Raw genomic sequence first — 16,985 nt, 5'->3', positions numbered from 1 at the left:
GTCCGAATGCTTCATCCGTTCCCCTGCGGGCGCATCGCCGCCAGGCCAGCCGCATCGTTCCGCCCCGAACGCATGGACCTGGGCGGATGTCGCGCTCGCGCGCCGACTATCCGGGTGCCGCGCGAGCCGCAAAATCAGCCCTGTCCGATAGGCAGTGGCCAGCCCGGCCGATATTCTTCATGGGTGCGGCGCCGGTGGAGCCCTATTCATGTCGGAGTGAGTTGGTCATCCTCTCCGCCGGTTGCCGCACCCCTTCTGTTATGGACCGGTTTCGGTGTGGGCGTTCGGTGGTGGTCGGTGGGCGCGGCCACGACAGACAAAGTGAGTGTTGAAACGCAAACGCTGCCATATGCGAACGCCGAGCGTCCGCTCCGAAACCGGGCCACCCCCAATTACCTTCAGTCGGCAACGGCTTTCGACAGCCAGCGCTTGGCCGTTCTGTTCCGCTCGACGAACCGACGAATGCCCCCTTGCCCCGGACTGCGCCGCTTCGATTTCGTCCGCGCGGCATCGCATGAAATGGCGGCAATGTCGGTAACGGCCGAGCCGGCAATATCGGCAGCGGCGAGCGCGGCGGCACGTTCAATCTTCCGCCCGACATCAAGTTCGGCGTCACCACGCTCGTGAACGCGGCGAGCGAGCAGACGATCGACGTCTACATCGACGACAACCCGAAACCGGCCGCCACGTTCAAGGGCGCCGGCACGCAGAACGAGAACCTGAACACGCAGGTCCTCAACTCCCGCAAGGGGCGCATGCGCATCATCGTGACGGCCAACGGCAAGCCGCCGTGGCTCGGCTCGCGCCAGGTCGACCTCGTCAAGAAAGCGTACTTCGGAATCGTCGGACCGGAAGACGGCACCGACGACGATTACAACGACGGCATCGTGCTCCCGAACTGGCCGCCCGGCTAAAGCATCACGCGGCTCGTGGCGGACACGTTCCGGATCGCCCGGCCCCATGGCCCCGGCGATCCGGATGTACGCCCATCAGAAATTGACTGTCGCAGTTACCCACGTCTGTCCGCTGGCCGGCCGCTGGCCGGCCGGCGCGCCGGCCCGGAATGCGTGCGATACGTCGACGCGTGCGCGAGCCTTGTACTGGTATGAAGCCCCCACGCCATAGCCGCGCGCGTTCCAGGTGTTGTCCGCGCCAGCGAGCGCACGCGACTTGTTGATCTGACCGCGGCCGGCGTCCACGAACACGCGCGCCGAAAGGCCCGGCACGGCTGCAATCTGCTGCGTCAGATCGACCGACGCCACCGCGCCCTGATCGACGCTCGGCGCGTCGTAGCCATACGCGCGCACCGCATTCGGTCCACCGAGCGACATCTGTTCCGACGGATCGAGATGCCGGTTCGCGAACTGCGCACTCATCCGCGCCCGGACATTGGCGCCGAGCCACAGCGTCTGCGTGAAATCGGCGGAGCCACCCCACTTCACGAACGGCCCCTGCGTGGACGGATCGCCCAGCCCGACCTCGAGCTGCCTCACATCGCCCGCATCGACCGAGAGCGCATACTGCAATCCGTTCGGCCGCCCTTTCCAGTCGTCGAAATGCGAGCCGTTCAGCGTGATGCTCGCCACGTTCGAGCGGCGGCGAAACGCGTAGGAGAAAAAGGAATCCTTCAGCAGCTTCCGGTTGTAGGCGACACCCACGCTCAGATCGTCCCTGGACGTCGATATCAACGGATGCCTGACATACGCGCCGACGACGTCCGCATAGCCGTCGCCGAGATCCTGCAAGGGCCCGCCCAGCGCGTACTGGACCCGAGAGTACTGCACGCCGCCGCGCGTTCCCGCGCCGCCCAGCGGGACGTCGTACGATGCGAGGCCGATCCACGTCTTGCCGTGCGCGCCGTCCCGATCCTGAAGCGCGGAGGGCGCGTTGTACGCCAGCACGCGCGCACGGTCCCCGATGCCCAACGGGCTGTTCGCCGTCACTTGCGCGCCGACCCGGTAGCGTCCGGTGCTCGGCGATCCGCCGTTGTCGGCGATCACCGCCGCTTCGATCGCCGGTTCAGGCGCGACGTCGAGCACCACGCGCGTGCCGCCTTCCGTTTCGCCTTGCGTCAGCATCGGCGTCACCGCGGCGACGCCGGGCAGCGCGCGCGCGATCTGCGCAGCTTGCTGCAGGTCGTTCAGGTCCGGCCGTGTGATCGGCAGCAGCGCGGCCCCGCTCTTTCCCGCCCCCGGCACGACGCGTTCGAGCGTCGCATTCGACACGCGCGAACGATTGTTCAGTTCGATGCTTTCGACATGCCCGCGCACGATCCTGAAACGCACGACGCCGTTGCTCGCATCCTGTTCCGGCAGGACAGCGAAAACCAGCAGGCCGAGATGCCTGCGCAGCAGCGCGTTGAGCTGCAGCCGCACCGCGGTGATCTGTTCGAACGTCAGATCGCGGCCTGCCGCGCCCGCGAACAGGCGCGCGACCTCGCCGTCGAGCGGTTCGCCCAGCGGCTCGTTCAACTCGAAGCGTTTGACGTGCAGCATCGCCGTGCCGCTTCCGGCGGCGCTCGTGCGCGTGTCGACGACGGTATCGTCGGGACTGCCTGACTGGCGCGCGGTATCGACGTCAGGAGACAACAACGACTGGTTCTGCTGCAGCAGCTGGCCCGCGTTCGCGGGCGGCGGCAGCGCCTGCCCCTCCGCGCGGGCGGCGGCAAACAGAAGCAATGCGGATGCAGAGATGCGCGCCATCGCCGCGTCCGGGTGACGGCCAGCAGTTGACCTCGATTTCATGATGAGTTCCGCCAACAAGCGGCCGCAAGTCAGGCGCGAAAGCCCTGTTGCGGCTTCCGGGCATGCGGCCCTTCGAGAGATTCGGGATTCGACGCCGCATGCCTGCGCTGCGGCGGAAACGACAGCGGGTGCGCGGCGCGATGCCGGGCATCCGCCGGATGACGCGTTCGCGGCGCAAGCCGCGACGGGTAACGCATGACGCCGGCGCGGGGCAAGCGTACCCACCGCCTGCCCCGCGTACGAAACCACGCCTGCGCCAGCCTCACGGATACGATTCCATGCGGCCGGCCGTGCGACTTATCGCGACGTGCCGATATTGCTCATCGACAATTTTCCGGACGTGGTCAGCGGCCCGTCCTGCACGTACACGGCGCCGTTGCCGACACCCTGCACGGTCGTGTCGCCGTTGATCCTCGCGCCGGTCGACGCGATCGTCACCCGCCGGCCGGCCAGCGTCACGCCGTAGTCCGGGCCGGCGTTGCGCGTACCCAGCACCGCGCCCGACAGGTTCAGATCGCCCGTGCTGGCCAGACGAATGTTCTGTCCGGTGATCCGGCCACGGATATTGACGATGCCGCCCTGGTCCCCGTCCGCGTTGCGGCCGCTGATCAGCACATCGCCGCTGCTCAGCCCGTTCGCCGACCGGCCGGCGATCGACCGGTTGATCGCATCGATCTGGCCGCGGTTGCGCGCGATTTCCGCATCGGCCGCGCCGGACGCGTACGCCTGCAAGCTCGCATGGCCGTTGTTGGCCGTGATCCAGCCGTCGTTCACCACCAGCGCATGGTCGGTCGCCGACGTCACGTCGAGCTGGTTCAGGCTGCCGTCCGCATTCAGCGACATCGTTGCACCGCCACCCGCCGCCAGCGCGACGTTGCCGTTGCCGCTCGTGATGCGGCCCGACGCCAGGTTCGACGCCTCGCGGCCGATCAGCGCCACACCCGTCCTCGTCGCGATCGTACCTTCGTTACGCACGACGCCGCGCGTGGCCGGATCCATGCTGAAGCGCATCGTGCGCTTCTGCATGAAGTCGTCGTCCGACGTGTTCGCCGCCGCGAGCGTCACGCTGTTCGCATTGATCGTCGCGTCCTTGCCCACCACGATGCCGTCCGGATTCAGCACGTAGACGCGGCCGTTCGCGTTCAGCGCACCATCGATCGACGTGACCTTGCCGGACGCCACGCGGTTGAGCACCGCCGCATTCGCATTCGGTTGCCGGAAGTTGATGCTCTCGTCGCGTGCGATGTCGAAATCCTTCCAGTTCACAACCAGGCGGTCGGTCGACTGCGTGACGTTGGTTGCCTTGCCGTCCTGCGCGATGGCGCCCGCGCCCGCGACGATCGAGCCGCCACGGCCCGGCTGCTCCGGCTTGACCGGCACGATCGTCGCGCCGTGCGCCTGCCCCGGCGCGTAGTCGCCCGCGGCGTGGCGGAATTGGCCCTTGGCGAGATCCTCCCCCTCCCTGCCTTCATACCCGGACGGCGCGTGGACCGTGCCGTTGAGCACGACCCGCCCTCGACTGCTGATGTCCAAATTTCTGACGCCGCGCAGGATGCCGTTTTCGGATTGCTCGACGCCCCGGTCCCCATAAAGCAGGACGCTCTGTCCGTCGACCCGGCCATCGATGCGAAGCACGCCGCGCGAACCGTCAGCCACCGGTTCCCACGCTACGATGTGCAGGAATCCGCTCCCCGCGACGTCGGGCGTCGCCACCGTACCGGCAATGTTTACGTTCGAGCCAATCAGCCAAGACGCACTGCCGGTTACGTCCACCCGTCCGTCGACGTTCAGGTCGTTGCCAGCAGTCAACCTCGCATCTCGTCCGGCAATCGCGCCGGTTCGGGCGACGGTCAGGTCGCCCCCGGCGGCGAGGGTCGACGCGGCTGCGTTCAGCGAACCCTTCACGTCAAGATTGCGATAGGCATTCGCCGTCAAGGCGGCGCCCGTCGTCACGTTGCCGAGTGCGACGTCCTGCGCGGAAAGATCGACGTTGCCGGTCGCGGACAGTGTCCCCCCGTTCTGAACGATGCTGTCGAACCCCCTGGCGCTCATGGAGCCGCCGGTCACGCCCAGGTCGCCCTGCTGGAGATAAGCCGCCTTCTCACCCGCCCCGGTTACCTGCAGGCTGCCCTCGGATGTGGCGCCGTGCGCCGATACCGTGACCTGATTGCCTCTCACGGTCGTGCCAGGCGAGAGTTGCGTGGCGTCTGCGGCGGTGCTCAATGCCGCTCCGTCGAGCGTCAGGCCACCGGAACTGTCGATTGCAATGTTGCGTGCACCGATCTTGCCGCCGACATTGACGTCGGCACTCGCCGGCGTGTCGCCGCTGGCGCGAAGCGTCACGGTACCCGCGCGCCACTCGGAGTTCGATCCCGATGCACCACCCAGCCCCTTGAGCGACCGCGCTTCGACGATGCCGGTATTGCGCACGACTTCGGTGCGCAATGCATCGATCGTTTGCCCTTCGAGCCGCACCGCGCCGTTGCTGGTGGACAGGCGCCCGTCATTGGCCGCCGATGCGCCCGCCGCGCCCGTGTCGACGTAGACCTGCTCCATGCTGCCGTCCGGAGCGAGTTGCAGCATTACCTTGCCGCCGGCCGTGAGCGCGACGTTGCCGTTGCGAGCCGTCACGACGCCGCTCGCGCCGTTGACGACACGCGCACCCGCCAGCAGCGCGCCGGTCTCCGTCGTGATCTTGCCGTCGTTGCGCACGGTGCCCGTCTTGCCATCGGCGTTCTGCAGCGTCAGCAGCCGATTCGACATGAAGTCGCTGTCCGACACGTCGGCCGCGGACAGCACCACGCTGTTCGCATTGATCGTCGCGCCCTGGCCCACCACGATGCCGTTCGGGTTCACCACGAACACGCGTCCGTTCGCGTTCAGCGCGCCCTGGATCGACGTCATGTCGCCCGACTGCACGCGGTTCAGGATCGCGGCATTGGCGTTCGGTTGCGCGATGTTGACCGTCTCGCGCCTGGCGATGTCGAAGTTCTTCCAGTTGACGATCAACTTCGACGACGTCTGGTCGATCTGCGTTTTCGCGCCGTTCTGCGTGATGTTGCCCGTGCCCGCCGCGATCGCGCCGCCCTGGACCGCATACGCATGGCCGGCTGCGATCAGCGGCACCAGCATCGCCAGCGGCTTCAGCACGCATCGAGGGGCGTGCCTTGCACTTGATTGACAGGACTGCTTCGAATTCATTTTCACTCTTCCTGAATTGACCGAATTCCGCGGGCGCCGATACTCTCGTTGCATCGGATCAAAAAACCGAACGGGTCCGGAATCGCGGCGCACGCGATATAGCAACCGATGCAAGCGCCTGATGCTAGGTACTCGCTTGCGGCACGTCTATCGGACCAGGCTGATTCGGTGAAGACGGCGCGGCTTTTCAGCATTCACGCCACAACGCGCGGAGCGTCGATCGCGACGCGACAGGGGCCAGGCCCGTGCCGGCGGCTCATGAGGGCCGGCCCGATCTCCGCATCGCCTATCGCAATACCCGGGCGGCTTCGTGATCAGCCGACGCAAGCTCATGCGGTTCGCTCCGGTCGTGAATACCGCGATAAGGCATCCGATAATTTGCAACCCGCAAGCGGAAATCGTCTTCGACCTGGACCACGTCTCAGCCACGTATGGCCGCGACGCGATCGACAGGGTGCGAGTGGATCAGGGCGATCAACGACGACATCCTGTCCCGAGCCCGTCAGTCGAATGGAAGGTTCCGGCAAGCCATTGGCGCACGGCCGCGTCTGCCGAGCGCAGTCCGATCGGATAACATACGGCCGCCATGCCATTCATCGAACCGACGGAGTGTTTTCAGTGATTCAACCGACCCAAGTATTCAAGGACAACCTCGCGCAACTGCCGGCCATCGACGGCATCGCGCGCATCGATCTCGTCGGCGCGAACGGCGACGTGGTCGCGACCATCGAAAACCAGCCGGGCAAGCAGGGCTCGCTCGCCGTGTACAACTACCTGAAGCAGGCCTTCGGCACGCTCGACGCGAAGGCCGCCGAGCACGGCCTCGCGGTGTTCGCCGAACATACGGCCGACGCGCGCAACCGTCCGGGCGCGCATCCCAACGTCGATCGTCTGCTGGCGATCGTCGCCGGCGGCGAAGCGCTGCGGATCGACGTCGTCGCGAACGGCTGAACCGCCGGCGCACGCGCGCGGAAACCCGCGATCGTCGCGTCCGTATCCCTCTCCCCGGAGACCGCCCGCGTGTCCCGCTCGATTGCCCTGCTTGTTGCCCGCCGTGTCGCTTCCGTCGCTGCGATCGCGGCCGTTGCCTGTGTCGCGCTCGGCGGCACGGCATCGGCCGAGACGCTGTCTACGGCCTCCGATATCACCGGCGCGTCGCTGGTTCCGCTCGGCGTGCTGCCGCACTCGCCGGAGAACGGTTCGCTCGACCCGTTTTGCGCGCGATATCGCGCGAAGACGACCACCGCGGCCGGCCGTGAAGTCGCGAAGCTCGACTGGGTCGTGACGTCCGAGGCGCCGCTCGGCCGCTACACGGTCGTCACGTTCGCGAGCGGATTCCAGCCCGGCACGAGCGCGATCTGTTTCGCGCGTAACGGCAACGTCGGCGTGTTCGACGGCACGACGCTGGTCGCGCTCGGCTATACCGCGCGCAAGGCTGGCTGGCAGCTCGGCTCGGCCGATCGGCTGGAAAGCGGCGCGCTGCTGATCTGGGGCGGCGACGGCCCGGCGCCGCCCGTCGGCGAGTTGCACAAAGAGCATGGCGGCCTGCGCCTGGCCCGGGTCGCCGCCGAAAGCACTCACTGCCACGGCCGCGCGGTCGTGCCCAACGTGTACGGCAAGCCGCTCGACGCGGCGCGCAGGATCCTGATCGCGCATGGCTGGCAACCGCTGCGTCCGCGTGAAAAGCCGGACGCGATGGACGGCGCGGCGACGCTCGCGAAGCACGGCATCATCGAAGCCGAAGCGTGCTCCGGCACCGGCATGGGGTATTGCGCGCTGCGCTACCGGAGCGCGGCCGGCGTGCTCGGCGTGACGACGGCTGGCGGCGAGCCGGACAAGCCGTCGGCGAACACCGTGATCGACTATCAGGTTGCCTGCCGCAAGCCCTGAGCGGTGCGGCGGACGCGCACGCATGCTGCGGCCTGCACCGTGCCGAAGGCAGGACGCATGCGTCGGCGATCGGCTCCGCCGGACCGTCGGATCATCGTCCGTTCGGTCGATTGACCGACCTCGCGCGCCCGCCTAAACTGACCTCCCTTTACGTCGCGCCGACCAAGGGACTGCCATGATCGACCTCTCCACGCTCGCGCTGTTCTCCGGCGCGTGTCTCGCGCTGACCGTCACGCCGGGCCCCGACATGCTGCTGATCGCGTCCCGCAGCGTGAGCCAGGGCCGGCGCGCTGGCTTCGCCACGCTCGCGGGCATTCAGGCCGGCACTTACTGCCACGCGGTTGCGGCCGCGCTCGGGCTGTCGCAGCTCTTCGTCGCGGTGCCGCTCGCGTATGACGCCGTGCGCTTCGCGGGCGCCGCCTATCTGCTGTATCTCGCGTGGAAGACGTTCCGTTCGGAGGCGACCGCGCTGTCGCCCGTCGCGTCGCAGCGTCGCCACTCAACTGCGACGATCTTCCGCCAGGGCCTGACGACGAACCTGCTGAACCCGAAGATGGCGCTGTTCGTGCTCGCGCTGTTTCCGCAGTTCGTGCGGCCCGAGCACGGTTCGATCGCCGTGCAGATCCTCGTGCTCGCGACGGTGCTCAACCTGATCGGGATCGTTGTCAACGGCGCGGTCATTCTTTCCGCGAGCCGGTTGAGCCAGCGGATCGGCGCGCGCCGCCGCCCGTCGAAGCTGCCGCAGTATCTGCTCGGCACGGTGTTCGTGGGGCTGGCGGCACGGCTTGCGGTGGCGGGGCGGCAGTAATCGTGAACCGGTCGGGAACCCGCGCCGGCGCAATCGAATCAATGAGGTTCGAGATGGCAACCTATGACGCACTGCGCGAACGCGCATTGTCCGACCCCAAGGTGCGCGCCGAATACGAACGACTGAACCGCGCGGCATTCGCGTCACTCGATGCGATGCTGGCTGCGCGGCGAGCGGCCGGCATGCCGCTGGCCGATATCGCGGAAGGCACGGAACCGAACGCGCCCGCCGTCGAGTGACTCCGGCCCGCGTGGGTGGCGAGCCGGCATTCGCCATCGCCCGATACGCGGCTCAAGCAGGCGAAGCCCGGCGCCACGCGGTTCGTCATCTCGTTTGCCCGCGTCAGGCTCTGTCCGGATCGTCACCTTCGGACACGTTTTCAACGTGCTCACGCGTATCCGCCACGACCCGCAACGCCTCGCTATCGAGCAGGCTCGCCGGCGTCACCGTGCGGCGCCGCCACGGAATCCGGCCGAAATACCAGATCTTCCAGAAGCCGAGCGGATGATCGGGATTCCGGCGCAGCAGCATGTCGAAGGTCTCGACGTCGCCGAGCACGATCCGCGTCGCGTCGCTCACGACTTCGCGCACGAAACGCGAGCAGAACTGCCGGCGCGACGCGAGATTGAAGCCCGTGTCGTAGACCACGCCGATCCGGCGCATCGTCGCGTCGACGAGCCGGCGGCGCTGCGCGGCATCGAGCGGCTGCTTCAGCCGCGCGATCACGCATGCGCCGCGATCGGAGCGCGCGAGAAACCGCGACATCGTCGTGACGCGCGACAGCGGAAACGTGCTCTCCGCGACGAGCGCCTCGCCGCCGCGCTCGCCGACGACGATCCCGACGTGATTCGTCCACGAGCGCGTCGCGCTCGCTACTTCGAGAAACGGCCGCACGGTCACGCGGATGAAGACGATATCGCCGATCTCCGGTTCGACCGGCAACGGCATGTCATGCGGTTCGGCAGGACCGACGGAGAAGAGGTGCCGCCCGCCCGCGCCGGGCGAGCGGATCAGGAGCGGCTGGCGGCCGGTGTTGGCAATCATGTGGACCTCGCGCGAGTGGGCATGGCGCGAGCATGTCAGCCGCCGCCGCGCACCGCATCCGCGGCGTGCGCGAGGGTGCGAATCCGGGCCGCCGGGTGGCGGATTTCGATACCGGCGTAAAGCGTGACGCTAAAGTGCGACGCGCGATACCGAGCGCTCAGCGCGTCGCGCCCAGCGCCACGCGCAGCCGCTCCATCAGCTGCGTGTAATGCCGCAGCACGTCGTCTCTGGGCACGACATTCGCGGTCGCGAAACGCTCGGACCACGCCGGCTTCCATTGATACGAACCGTGCACGCTGCGGTCGCCGTCGGGCGCCTGGATCAGCGAGCGGATCCGCGCATCGCGGCCCGGGCCCGTGTGCATGTCGAACAGCGCGTGGATGTACGTGTGATACGCGTCGTACACGTCATCGTCGAACAGGTAGCGATAGATGTGGAACGTGCGGTCGAGCTCGCGCTTCGCCCGGATCACGTCGTCCGGCGAGATGTCCTTCCAGTAGCCGATCCACGTATAGAAGCACAGCAGCGCATTGAGCTGCGGCGCGACCGCGTCGTACAGCGCGAGGCGCTTCTCGATCAGCCGCTGGTTGGTCCACAGCACGAGTTCGAGCCGCTTCAGCCGGCGCGCGACGAGCCAGCCGAGACACGCGACCGACAGCGGCGTCAGCACGCCGAGCACGAGCTTGACGATTTCCAGCGAATTCCAAGGCGTGTTGAATGGCTGCATGAATGGCCCGACAAGAAGAAACGCATTCGCGCCGGCGCGCTCCGGCGCACAGCGCCGCTTGCCCGATCGCGTCGACATTGACCGTTAGTTGCTTGCGCATCGAATGCCGGACGACGGCACCGGCAGAACGTTCGAAGCGGCGTGATGCGTCAGTTTATCGGTTGATTGTCACCGGGCCGTGACCGTTCGTCGACCCTTCGCCGCGCGCTCGCGCTACGTCGGCAGCGCCGACGTGAGCTTGACCTTCTGCATCGGAATGTCGGTCTTCACGCTCAGCACGCCCGGAATGCGCGTGAGGTATTCCATCTGGAAGCGCCGGTAATCGTCGATGTCGGCCGCGACGACGCGCAGCAGGAAATCGCAGTCGCCGGCCATCAGATGGCATTCGACGACTTCCGGCATCTGCTGGACGGCCTCGGCGAAGCGGTTCACCGATTCCGCATCCTGCCCCTTCAGCCACACGCGCGTGAAGATGGTCAGCCCCTTGCCGACTTTCGCGGGATTCAGCACGGCCACGTATTTCTCGATCACGCCGGCTTCCTCGAGGAGCCGCACGCGCCGCAGGCACGGCGACGGCGACAGCCCGACCTCGTGCGCGAGCTCCACGTTCTGCATGCGGCCGTCGCGCTGGAGCGCGCTCAGAATCCGGCGATCGATGGCGTCAAGTTTCATTGGCATCAAATTCCAAAAAAAATTCATATCACGCGTTCAATGCCAAATTCTGAGAAAAATCTGGCCACAACGCAACCCGATTCGAGTCAAAAAAGCAGACAATCCCTCCCCCCGAAGGAGGAGTAATGAGCAGTAGCGTTTCAACGTCGTCCGGGCTTCGCGACAAGCCCGCCCATGTCGCCGAGATGGGTCGCGGGTTGCGCGCGGCGCTGCCCGTCATGCTGGGTTTCGTGCCGTTCGCGCTCGTGCTGGGCGCGCAGGCCGCGCAGAAAGGGCTGAGCCTGTTCGAGGTGCCGATGATGACGGGCCTGAACTTCGGCGGCGGGTCCGAATTCGCGGCGATCCATCTGTGGACGTCGCCGCCGCACATCGCGCTGATCGTCGCGATGTCGTTCCTCGTGAATTCGCGCCACATCCTGATGGGCGCGGCGTTCGAGCCATATATCCGGCGCCTGCCGCGCCGCCGCGCGTTCGTCGCGCTGTTCTTCATGTGCGACGAGAGCTGGGCGATGTCGCTCGCCGATGCGCGCTCGCGCTCGGCCACGCACATCAGCGTGCCCTATTACGCGGGCATCTGCGCGGGGCTTTACCTGACGTGGATCTCGATGACCACGCTCGGCGCGGCGGTCGGCCCGACGATCGGCAACGTCGAGCAATACGGCTTCGACATGGCGTTCACGGCCGTGTTTCTGGTGCTGCTGCGCGGGATGTGGAAAGGGATGCGCGCGAGCCGCCCGTGGTTCGTGAGCCTCGTCGTCGCGGCGGCCACGCACCTGGCCGTGCCCGGCGCTTGGTACGTCGCGGCCGGCGCCTGCTCGGGGCTGATCGCCGCGCTGCTGTGGGAGCCGCGCGATGCCTGACTTTCCGGATTTCAGCACGGTCGCGACGATCGTGCTGATGGCGTCGACGACCTATCTGTCGCGCATCCTCGGCTACGTGCTGCTGCGCAACCGCACGCTGAGCCCGCGGATGGCCTCGGTGATGGAGAACGTGCCCGGCTGCGTGCTGATCTCGGTGATCGCGCCGGCCTTCGTGTCGACGCGCCCGGCCGACCTGCTCGCGCTCGCCGTCACGCTGGTCGCGGCGACGCGCCTGTCGATCCTGCCGACCGTCATCGTCGGCGTCGTGTCGGCCGGCCTGCTGCGGCACCTGCTCGGCTAAGCGGTTCCGGCCCGCCGCCCCTGCGGGACCTGCAACGACGAACGGGCGCGCGATGCGCCCGTTTTCGCATCCGCGCCGACCGGCACCGACCCGCACCGACCGGGTGACACGACGATCCTCACGCCGGGATGCTAGCCTTGTGGCTTGCGCCACGCTGCCCCCCCTCTGATTGCCCATCTCCGCGAGGATCGTCCCGATGCAAGAAACCCGCCCGCTGTTCGACCGCGTCCTGCTCACCAACGACGACGGATTCGACGCCCCCGGCCTTGACGTGCTCGAACAGGTCGCCACGCAACTGGCGCGCGAGGTGTGGATCGTCGCGTCGGCGGAAGACCAGAGCGGCACGTCGCATTCGCTGAGCCTGCACGAACCGCTGCGCGTGCATCGCAAGGGCGAACGCCGTTTCGCGGTGCGCGGCACGCCCGGCGATTGCGTCGCGATCGCGGTCAGCCACCTGATGAAGGACGCACGGCCCGACGTCGTGCTGTCCGGCGTGAATCGCGGCGCGAACCTCGGCACCGAAACGGTGTTTTCCGGCACGGTCGGCGCCGCGATGACGAGCATGCTCGTCGGCGTGCCGGCCATCGCGCTGAGCCAGGCGTTCACCGATCGCAACGCGGTGCCGTGGAACACGGCGCTCGCGCATGCGCCGGACGTCATTCGCCGGCTCGCCGCCGCCGGCTGGGACAGCGACGCGTGCCTGAACGTGAATTTCCCGCCGTGCCCGGCGCAGGACGTGCGCGGGCTGAAGGCGACGAACCAGGGCGCCGGCACGCTGCAGGGCATCGAGATCGTGTCGGGGCGCGACCCGCGCGACATCGAGTATCACTGGCTGAAGCTAGAACGCGCGCCGCACGACGACGAGGCAGATTCGGAAACGGTCGCGCTGGGCGAAGGGTATGTCGCCGTCACGCCGCTGAAGTTCGAACGCACGCACGATCAGGCACTCGCGCGGCTACGGTCGAGCCTCGGCTGATCGCGCAATCCGGAACGCGGCCCCGGCAGGTGCGCGCGCGATGCCTGCGCGCCGCGGCCCGGCTGCCTCGCCGCGCCTCACCGCATCACGTCAGGTTCAATCCGCCGTCGAGCATCATGATCTCGCCCGTCATGTAATCGGACGCGACGAGCATCGCGACCGTCTGCGCGATATCGTCCGGCGCCGCCGCGCGACGCATCGGCGCGCGCTCGCGCCAGAGCTGCTGCGCGTCCGTCCAGTCGGCGGTCAGCGGCGTATCGACCAGCCCCGGCGCGACCGCATTGACGCGAATCGCCGGCGCGAGCGTGCGCGCCAGCAGCCGCGTCGTGTGATTGAGCGCGGCCTTCGCCGCCGCATACGGGATCGACGCGCCCTTCGGCCGCACGCCCGCATGCGAGCTGACGTTCACGACGCATCCGGCCCGCCCGTGCGACGCCGCATCGCGCAGCGCGGCCTCGGCTTCGGCAACGAGCCGGAACGGCGCGATCACGTTGATCTCGTGCATCTCGCGCCACACGTCGGGCGTGGCCGCCGCGAGATCGTCATGCGGAATCACGCGGCTGACGCCCGCATTGTTGACCAGCACGTCAAGCCGCCCGTGCACGGCAACCGCTTCGCGGATCAGTCGCACACGTTCGGCATCGTCGGCGAGATCGGCCTGCACGTAAGCCGCGCCGAGTTCGCGCGCCATCGCACGCCCGGTGTCGGCCGACTGGCGCGAATGCAGGATCACCGCATAGCCGTCGGCCGTCAGGCGGCGCGCGACGGCCGCGCCGATCCCCGACGTCGAGCCGGTGACGAGCGCGACCGGCCGGTGCAGGCGCGACGCGCGCGGCTCGGCGACGGTTTCGGTGTCGGGTTCCGTTTCAGGAATCGGGGCAGGTATCGGCGGGAGCGGCGCGTCCATATCGGGGAATCCTGTCAGTGGCGTTCCCGCATCATAAGCGCGACGACGCACCCGGACACGAACATCACGACGGCCGCCGCAAGGATGGCATCGGCGAAGCCCCAGCGGTCGAATGAAGCGAGGCGGCCCGCGTCGAAGCGGGCCGCTTGCTGCTACTTGCCGGCCAATGCCTGCGACGCCACGAACGCGCTGTTGGGATCCTGGCCGTTCCACTGGCCGACCCATGCGTCGTTCGGCGTCGAACCCATCACGAAGTCGAGCGTGCCGCCGGCCTTCATCTCGTCATAGGTGACGTACGGCCGGTGCAGCGGCGTGCCGTTCAGGCTAACCGACTGCACGTAGCGATTGACCGGCGACGGCGCCCCGCCGCCCGCCATATGCGCGGTCACCTTGAAGCGCCGCGTCGCGCCGAACCGCAACGCACCGCTTGCCCCGCTTCCCGACGCGACCGGGATGTCGATCGTCGCTTCCTCGAACAGCGGCGTGCCGAGATAGAACACGCCGCCCACCGGATTCAGCGAATAGATGCCGAGCGCGGACAGCACGTACCACGCGGAAAGCTGCCCGCAATCGTCATTGCCAGGAATCGCCGCATCGCGCACGCGCCGCGGATCGGCCAGCGCGGCCTTCAGGCTGTCGCCGCTCAGCAACGCGCGATCGCCGGCCGTCAGCGTCAGCGAGTACATGTCGTCCATCACCGTGCGCACGCGGTCCTGCGTCTTCGACGGCATGCCCGCGACGTCGTACAGGTACGGCAGATGGTTCGCCGGCTCGTTCCCCGCGAAGAACTGGCCGCTGCGGCCGGTCAGGTCCGGAAAGCCCTGGTTATTGAGGAAGGTCAGCGGGTTGGCCGGATCGAACGTGCGGTCGAGCTGCGCGATGAACTGGCTTTTCCCGCCGAGCAGCGCAACGAGGCCCGGGAAATCGTGGAAGATATTCCACGTATCGACCCACGAATTCGATTCGGAGAAATCCGTCTTCTCGGCGGCCGTCGGATCGAAGCCGGGCACCCAGTTGCCCTGCGAGTCCTTCGGCTGCGCGAACTTCCAGCCGTTGTTCGGCACCGGGTTGAACACGTTCCGGTAGTTCTGGCTGCGTTGCAGGTAGGGCCGGTAGTCGGTTGCGCTCTTGCCGGCCGCCTTGCCGACCGCGGCCGTCGCCCAGTCGTCGAACGCATAGTCCTGCGTGGTCGACACCGATGCGTTGTCGCCGGCGTACACGTAACCGCGCTGACGATACTGGTCGAAGCCGTGCGCGCTTGCGCCCTGCGTGGTCGTCAACGCGGTCCAGATGTCGTCGAGGCCCGCGCTCGTCAGATGCTTCAGGTACGCATCCGCGATCAGCGGGATCGACGGGTGGCCGGCCATCGTGAAGGTTTCGGTTTGCGCCAGCGGCCACACCGGCAGTTCGCCCTTGCCGTTCTGCCTGAACTGCGTCAGCAGCGACTTCACCCAGCCGTCGACGCGCTCGGGCTGCACCAGCGTCATCAACGGCGATTCGGCGCGGAAGGTGTCCCACAGCGAGAACGTCGACGAATAGTCGAAGCCCGGATTCGCATGCTTGCTCGTGGTCGGCGGCGACGTCGTGCCGTCGTTGGTCGAATCCGTGCCGACGTAGCTGCCGTCCGCATTGTTGTAGACGGTCGGCGCGAGCATCGTGCGGTACAGCGACGTGTAGAACATCGTCCGCTGGTCGGCACTGCCGCCCTTGATCCGGATCCGGTCGAGCGCGGCACTCCACACGCGCTCGGCCGCACCGCGCACCTGGTCGAACGACTTCGCGCCGACTTCCGACGCGAGATTGGCCTGCGCATCCGCGATGCTCGACGGCGAGATGCCGACCTTCACCGTGACCGCGCCGCCGTCGCTGCCGTCGGCGAACGTGAGGTATGCCTTGAAGCCGTCCGCGCTGAACGCGACGTGCTTCGTGTCGAACGGCTTCGAGAACCGCGCGACGAAATACGTCGGCTTGTTGTTCGCCCAGTTGTTCGTGAACGCCCAGCCGGCGATCGTCTGCGCGTCGATGACCTGGATCCTGCCGCTCGCGGTCGAGCCGCCGATCGGGTTGTCGATGCTTACGATCATGCTGCGCTTCTGCGTCGCCGCGCTCGGGAAATACGTGTAGCGATGCACGCCCGCGTGCGTGGTGGCCGTCATCTCCGCGAGGATCTTCGCGCCCTGCACGTTCCACGGCGTGTTGCCGCTGCCGACCGGCGACATCTTCACGCGGTAGTAGCCGGGGCTCGCGGTTTCGTCGTCGTGGCTGAACGACGCGTTGTAGGTGATCGACGCATCGGCGGCGACCTTCGCCAGCGTCGCGTTGTCGACCGGCGCGAGCGTCGGCAGGAACCGCACTTCGCCGCCCGAGCCGATGCCGGTGCCCGACAGGTGCGTGTGCGTGAAGCCGGTGATGAACGGATCGTCGTACTGGTAGCCCGACGTGCGATCCCAGTTCCACGGCAGCGTGTGCGCGCCGCCGGTCGTGTCCGGCCCGAGCTGCACCATCCCGAACGGCACGGTCGCGCCCGGGTACACGTGGCCGTGACCGCGCACGCCGCTGCTCCAGTCCGCGTTGATGTCGAGATTCGCCGTGCCAATCATCGGATCGACGCTGCGCAGCGCCGACCGCTTGCCCGAGTTGCCGTTCTCTGCCGGGTCGTTCTGGTTGCCCTGGTCGTTCTGGCTGCCCTGCGCGTTCGACACCTGCGCGAGCACGCTCGCGTCCGTCGCAGACTGATCGCCCCCGCACCCCGACAACACGGCAACGCACCCGATACCCACCACATGACGTAGCTTCATCCGTTCGTCCCTCCCTCTCTCTGCGTCGATCCTGTTGGCAAGAACCGCTCGTTGATT

14 protein-coding genes and 2 pseudogenes are annotated in these 16,985 nt (G+C 67.5%); 9 read left to right on the top strand and 7 right to left on the bottom strand.

Annotation, left to right across the window (positions count from 1 at the left end; translation table 11 throughout):
* Window positions 1–557: 557 nt before the first annotated feature.
* Window positions 558–914: pseudogene (locus tag BFF94_RS25105) on the top strand (fucose-binding lectin II); the annotation flags it as partial.
* 75 nt (window positions 915–989) lie between these two features.
* Here BFF94_RS25105 and BFF94_RS25100 read toward each other — a convergent pair.
* Both BFF94_RS25100 and BFF94_RS25095 read right to left on the bottom strand, forming a co-directional pair.
* Window positions 990–2,744 carry a ShlB/FhaC/HecB family hemolysin secretion/activation protein gene (locus tag BFF94_RS25100; protein WP_128846743.1) on the bottom strand — a complete coding sequence of 585 codons (1,755 nt, stop codon included), beginning with the start codon at window positions 2,742–2,744 and terminating at the stop codon, window positions 990–992.
* Between the two features lie 297 nt (window positions 2,745–3,041).
* A complete protein-coding gene (locus BFF94_RS25095; RefSeq protein WP_158062058.1) occupies window positions 3,042–5,894 on the bottom strand; it encodes a two-partner secretion domain-containing protein in 2,853 nt (950 codons plus the stop codon).
* 436 nt (window positions 5,895–6,330) lie between these two features.
* Between BFF94_RS25095 and BFF94_RS38485 the strand changes: the two are divergent.
* The 5 genes and pseudogenes from BFF94_RS38485 to BFF94_RS25070 form a co-directional block, all read left to right on the top strand.
* Window positions 6,331–6,453: pseudogene (locus BFF94_RS38485) on the top strand (ISL3 family transposase); the annotation flags it as partial.
* Window positions 6,454–6,563: 110 nt separating this feature from the next.
* Entirely contained in the window at window positions 6,564–6,896 is a 333-nt protein-coding gene (locus BFF94_RS25085) for a DUF2322 family protein (RefSeq protein WP_128846734.1), read from the top strand.
* A 69-nt stretch (window positions 6,897–6,965) separates the two neighbouring features.
* Window positions 6,966–7,835 (top strand): protein kinase family protein, encoded by an 870-nt coding sequence (locus tag BFF94_RS25080; RefSeq protein ID WP_128846731.1) that lies wholly within the window; start codon window positions 6,966–6,968, stop codon window positions 7,833–7,835.
* Between the two features lie 175 nt (window positions 7,836–8,010).
* Entirely contained in the window at window positions 8,011–8,643 is a 633-nt protein-coding gene (locus BFF94_RS25075; RefSeq protein WP_128846729.1) for a LysE family translocator, read from the top strand.
* Window positions 8,644–8,696: 53 nt separating this feature from the next.
* Window positions 8,697–8,882: a DNA-binding protein gene (locus BFF94_RS25070; RefSeq protein ID WP_128846726.1), complete on the top strand. Its 186-nt coding sequence runs from the start codon at window positions 8,697–8,699 to the stop codon at window positions 8,880–8,882.
* 103 nt (window positions 8,883–8,985) lie between these two features.
* On the opposite strand, the gene BFF94_RS25065 is transcribed toward BFF94_RS25070, so the two are convergent.
* The 3 genes from BFF94_RS25065 to BFF94_RS25055 form a co-directional block, all read right to left on the bottom strand.
* Window positions 8,986–9,687, bottom strand: coding sequence for a YebB family permuted papain-like enzyme (locus BFF94_RS25065; RefSeq protein WP_128846724.1), 702 nt, complete (start codon window positions 9,685–9,687; stop codon window positions 8,986–8,988).
* 157 nt (window positions 9,688–9,844) lie between these two features.
* The gene (locus tag BFF94_RS25060; protein ID WP_128846722.1) at window positions 9,845–10,414 is read right to left on the bottom strand and encodes a hypothetical protein; all 570 of its coding nucleotides are present in this window, start codon (window positions 10,412–10,414) and stop codon (window positions 9,845–9,847) included.
* A gap of 213 nt (window positions 10,415–10,627) precedes the next feature.
* The gene (locus BFF94_RS25055) at window positions 10,628–11,086 is read right to left on the bottom strand and encodes an Lrp/AsnC family transcriptional regulator (RefSeq protein ID WP_006486309.1); all 459 of its coding nucleotides are present in this window, start codon (window positions 11,084–11,086) and stop codon (window positions 10,628–10,630) included.
* Between the two features lie 125 nt (window positions 11,087–11,211).
* On the opposite strand from BFF94_RS25055, the gene BFF94_RS25050 reads away from it, so the two are divergent.
* The 3 genes from BFF94_RS25050 (at window position 11,212) to surE (ending at window position 13,223) form a co-directional block, all read left to right on the top strand.
* The gene (locus BFF94_RS25050; protein ID WP_128846719.1) at window positions 11,212–11,946 is read left to right on the top strand and encodes an AzlC family ABC transporter permease; all 735 of its coding nucleotides are present in this window, start codon (window positions 11,212–11,214) and stop codon (window positions 11,944–11,946) included.
* A complete protein-coding gene (locus BFF94_RS25045; RefSeq protein WP_128846716.1) occupies window positions 11,939–12,247 on the top strand; it encodes an AzlD family protein in 309 nt (102 codons plus the stop codon). Before BFF94_RS25050 ends, BFF94_RS25045 begins: the two co-directional genes overlap by 8 nt.
* 196 nt (window positions 12,248–12,443) lie before the next feature.
* Window positions 12,444–13,223 carry a 5'/3'-nucleotidase SurE gene (surE, locus tag BFF94_RS25040; protein ID WP_128846713.1) on the top strand — a complete coding sequence of 260 codons (780 nt, stop codon included), beginning with the start codon at window positions 12,444–12,446 and terminating at the stop codon, window positions 13,221–13,223.
* A gap of 85 nt (window positions 13,224–13,308) precedes the next feature.
* Here surE and BFF94_RS25035 read toward each other — a convergent pair whose 3' ends face one another.
* Together BFF94_RS25035 and BFF94_RS25030 are read right to left on the bottom strand one after the other, a co-directional pair.
* Window positions 13,309–14,130: an SDR family NAD(P)-dependent oxidoreductase gene (locus BFF94_RS25035; RefSeq protein WP_219139972.1), complete on the bottom strand. Its 822-nt coding sequence runs from the start codon at window positions 14,128–14,130 to the stop codon at window positions 13,309–13,311.
* Between the two features lie 152 nt (window positions 14,131–14,282).
* Window positions 14,283–16,928 carry a GH92 family glycosyl hydrolase gene (locus BFF94_RS25030; protein ID WP_128846707.1) on the bottom strand — a complete coding sequence of 882 codons (2,646 nt, stop codon included), beginning with the start codon at window positions 16,926–16,928 and terminating at the stop codon, window positions 14,283–14,285.
* Window positions 16,929–16,985 lie beyond the last annotated feature (57 nt).

The sequence above is a fragment of the Burkholderia catarinensis genome, assembly GCF_001883705.2.
In the GTDB taxonomy this organism is placed as follows: Bacteria; Pseudomonadota; Gammaproteobacteria; order Burkholderiales; family Burkholderiaceae; genus Burkholderia; species Burkholderia catarinensis.
Note: the sequence above shows the minus strand (reverse complement) of the source record. Positions and strands in the feature narration are given on the sequence as shown.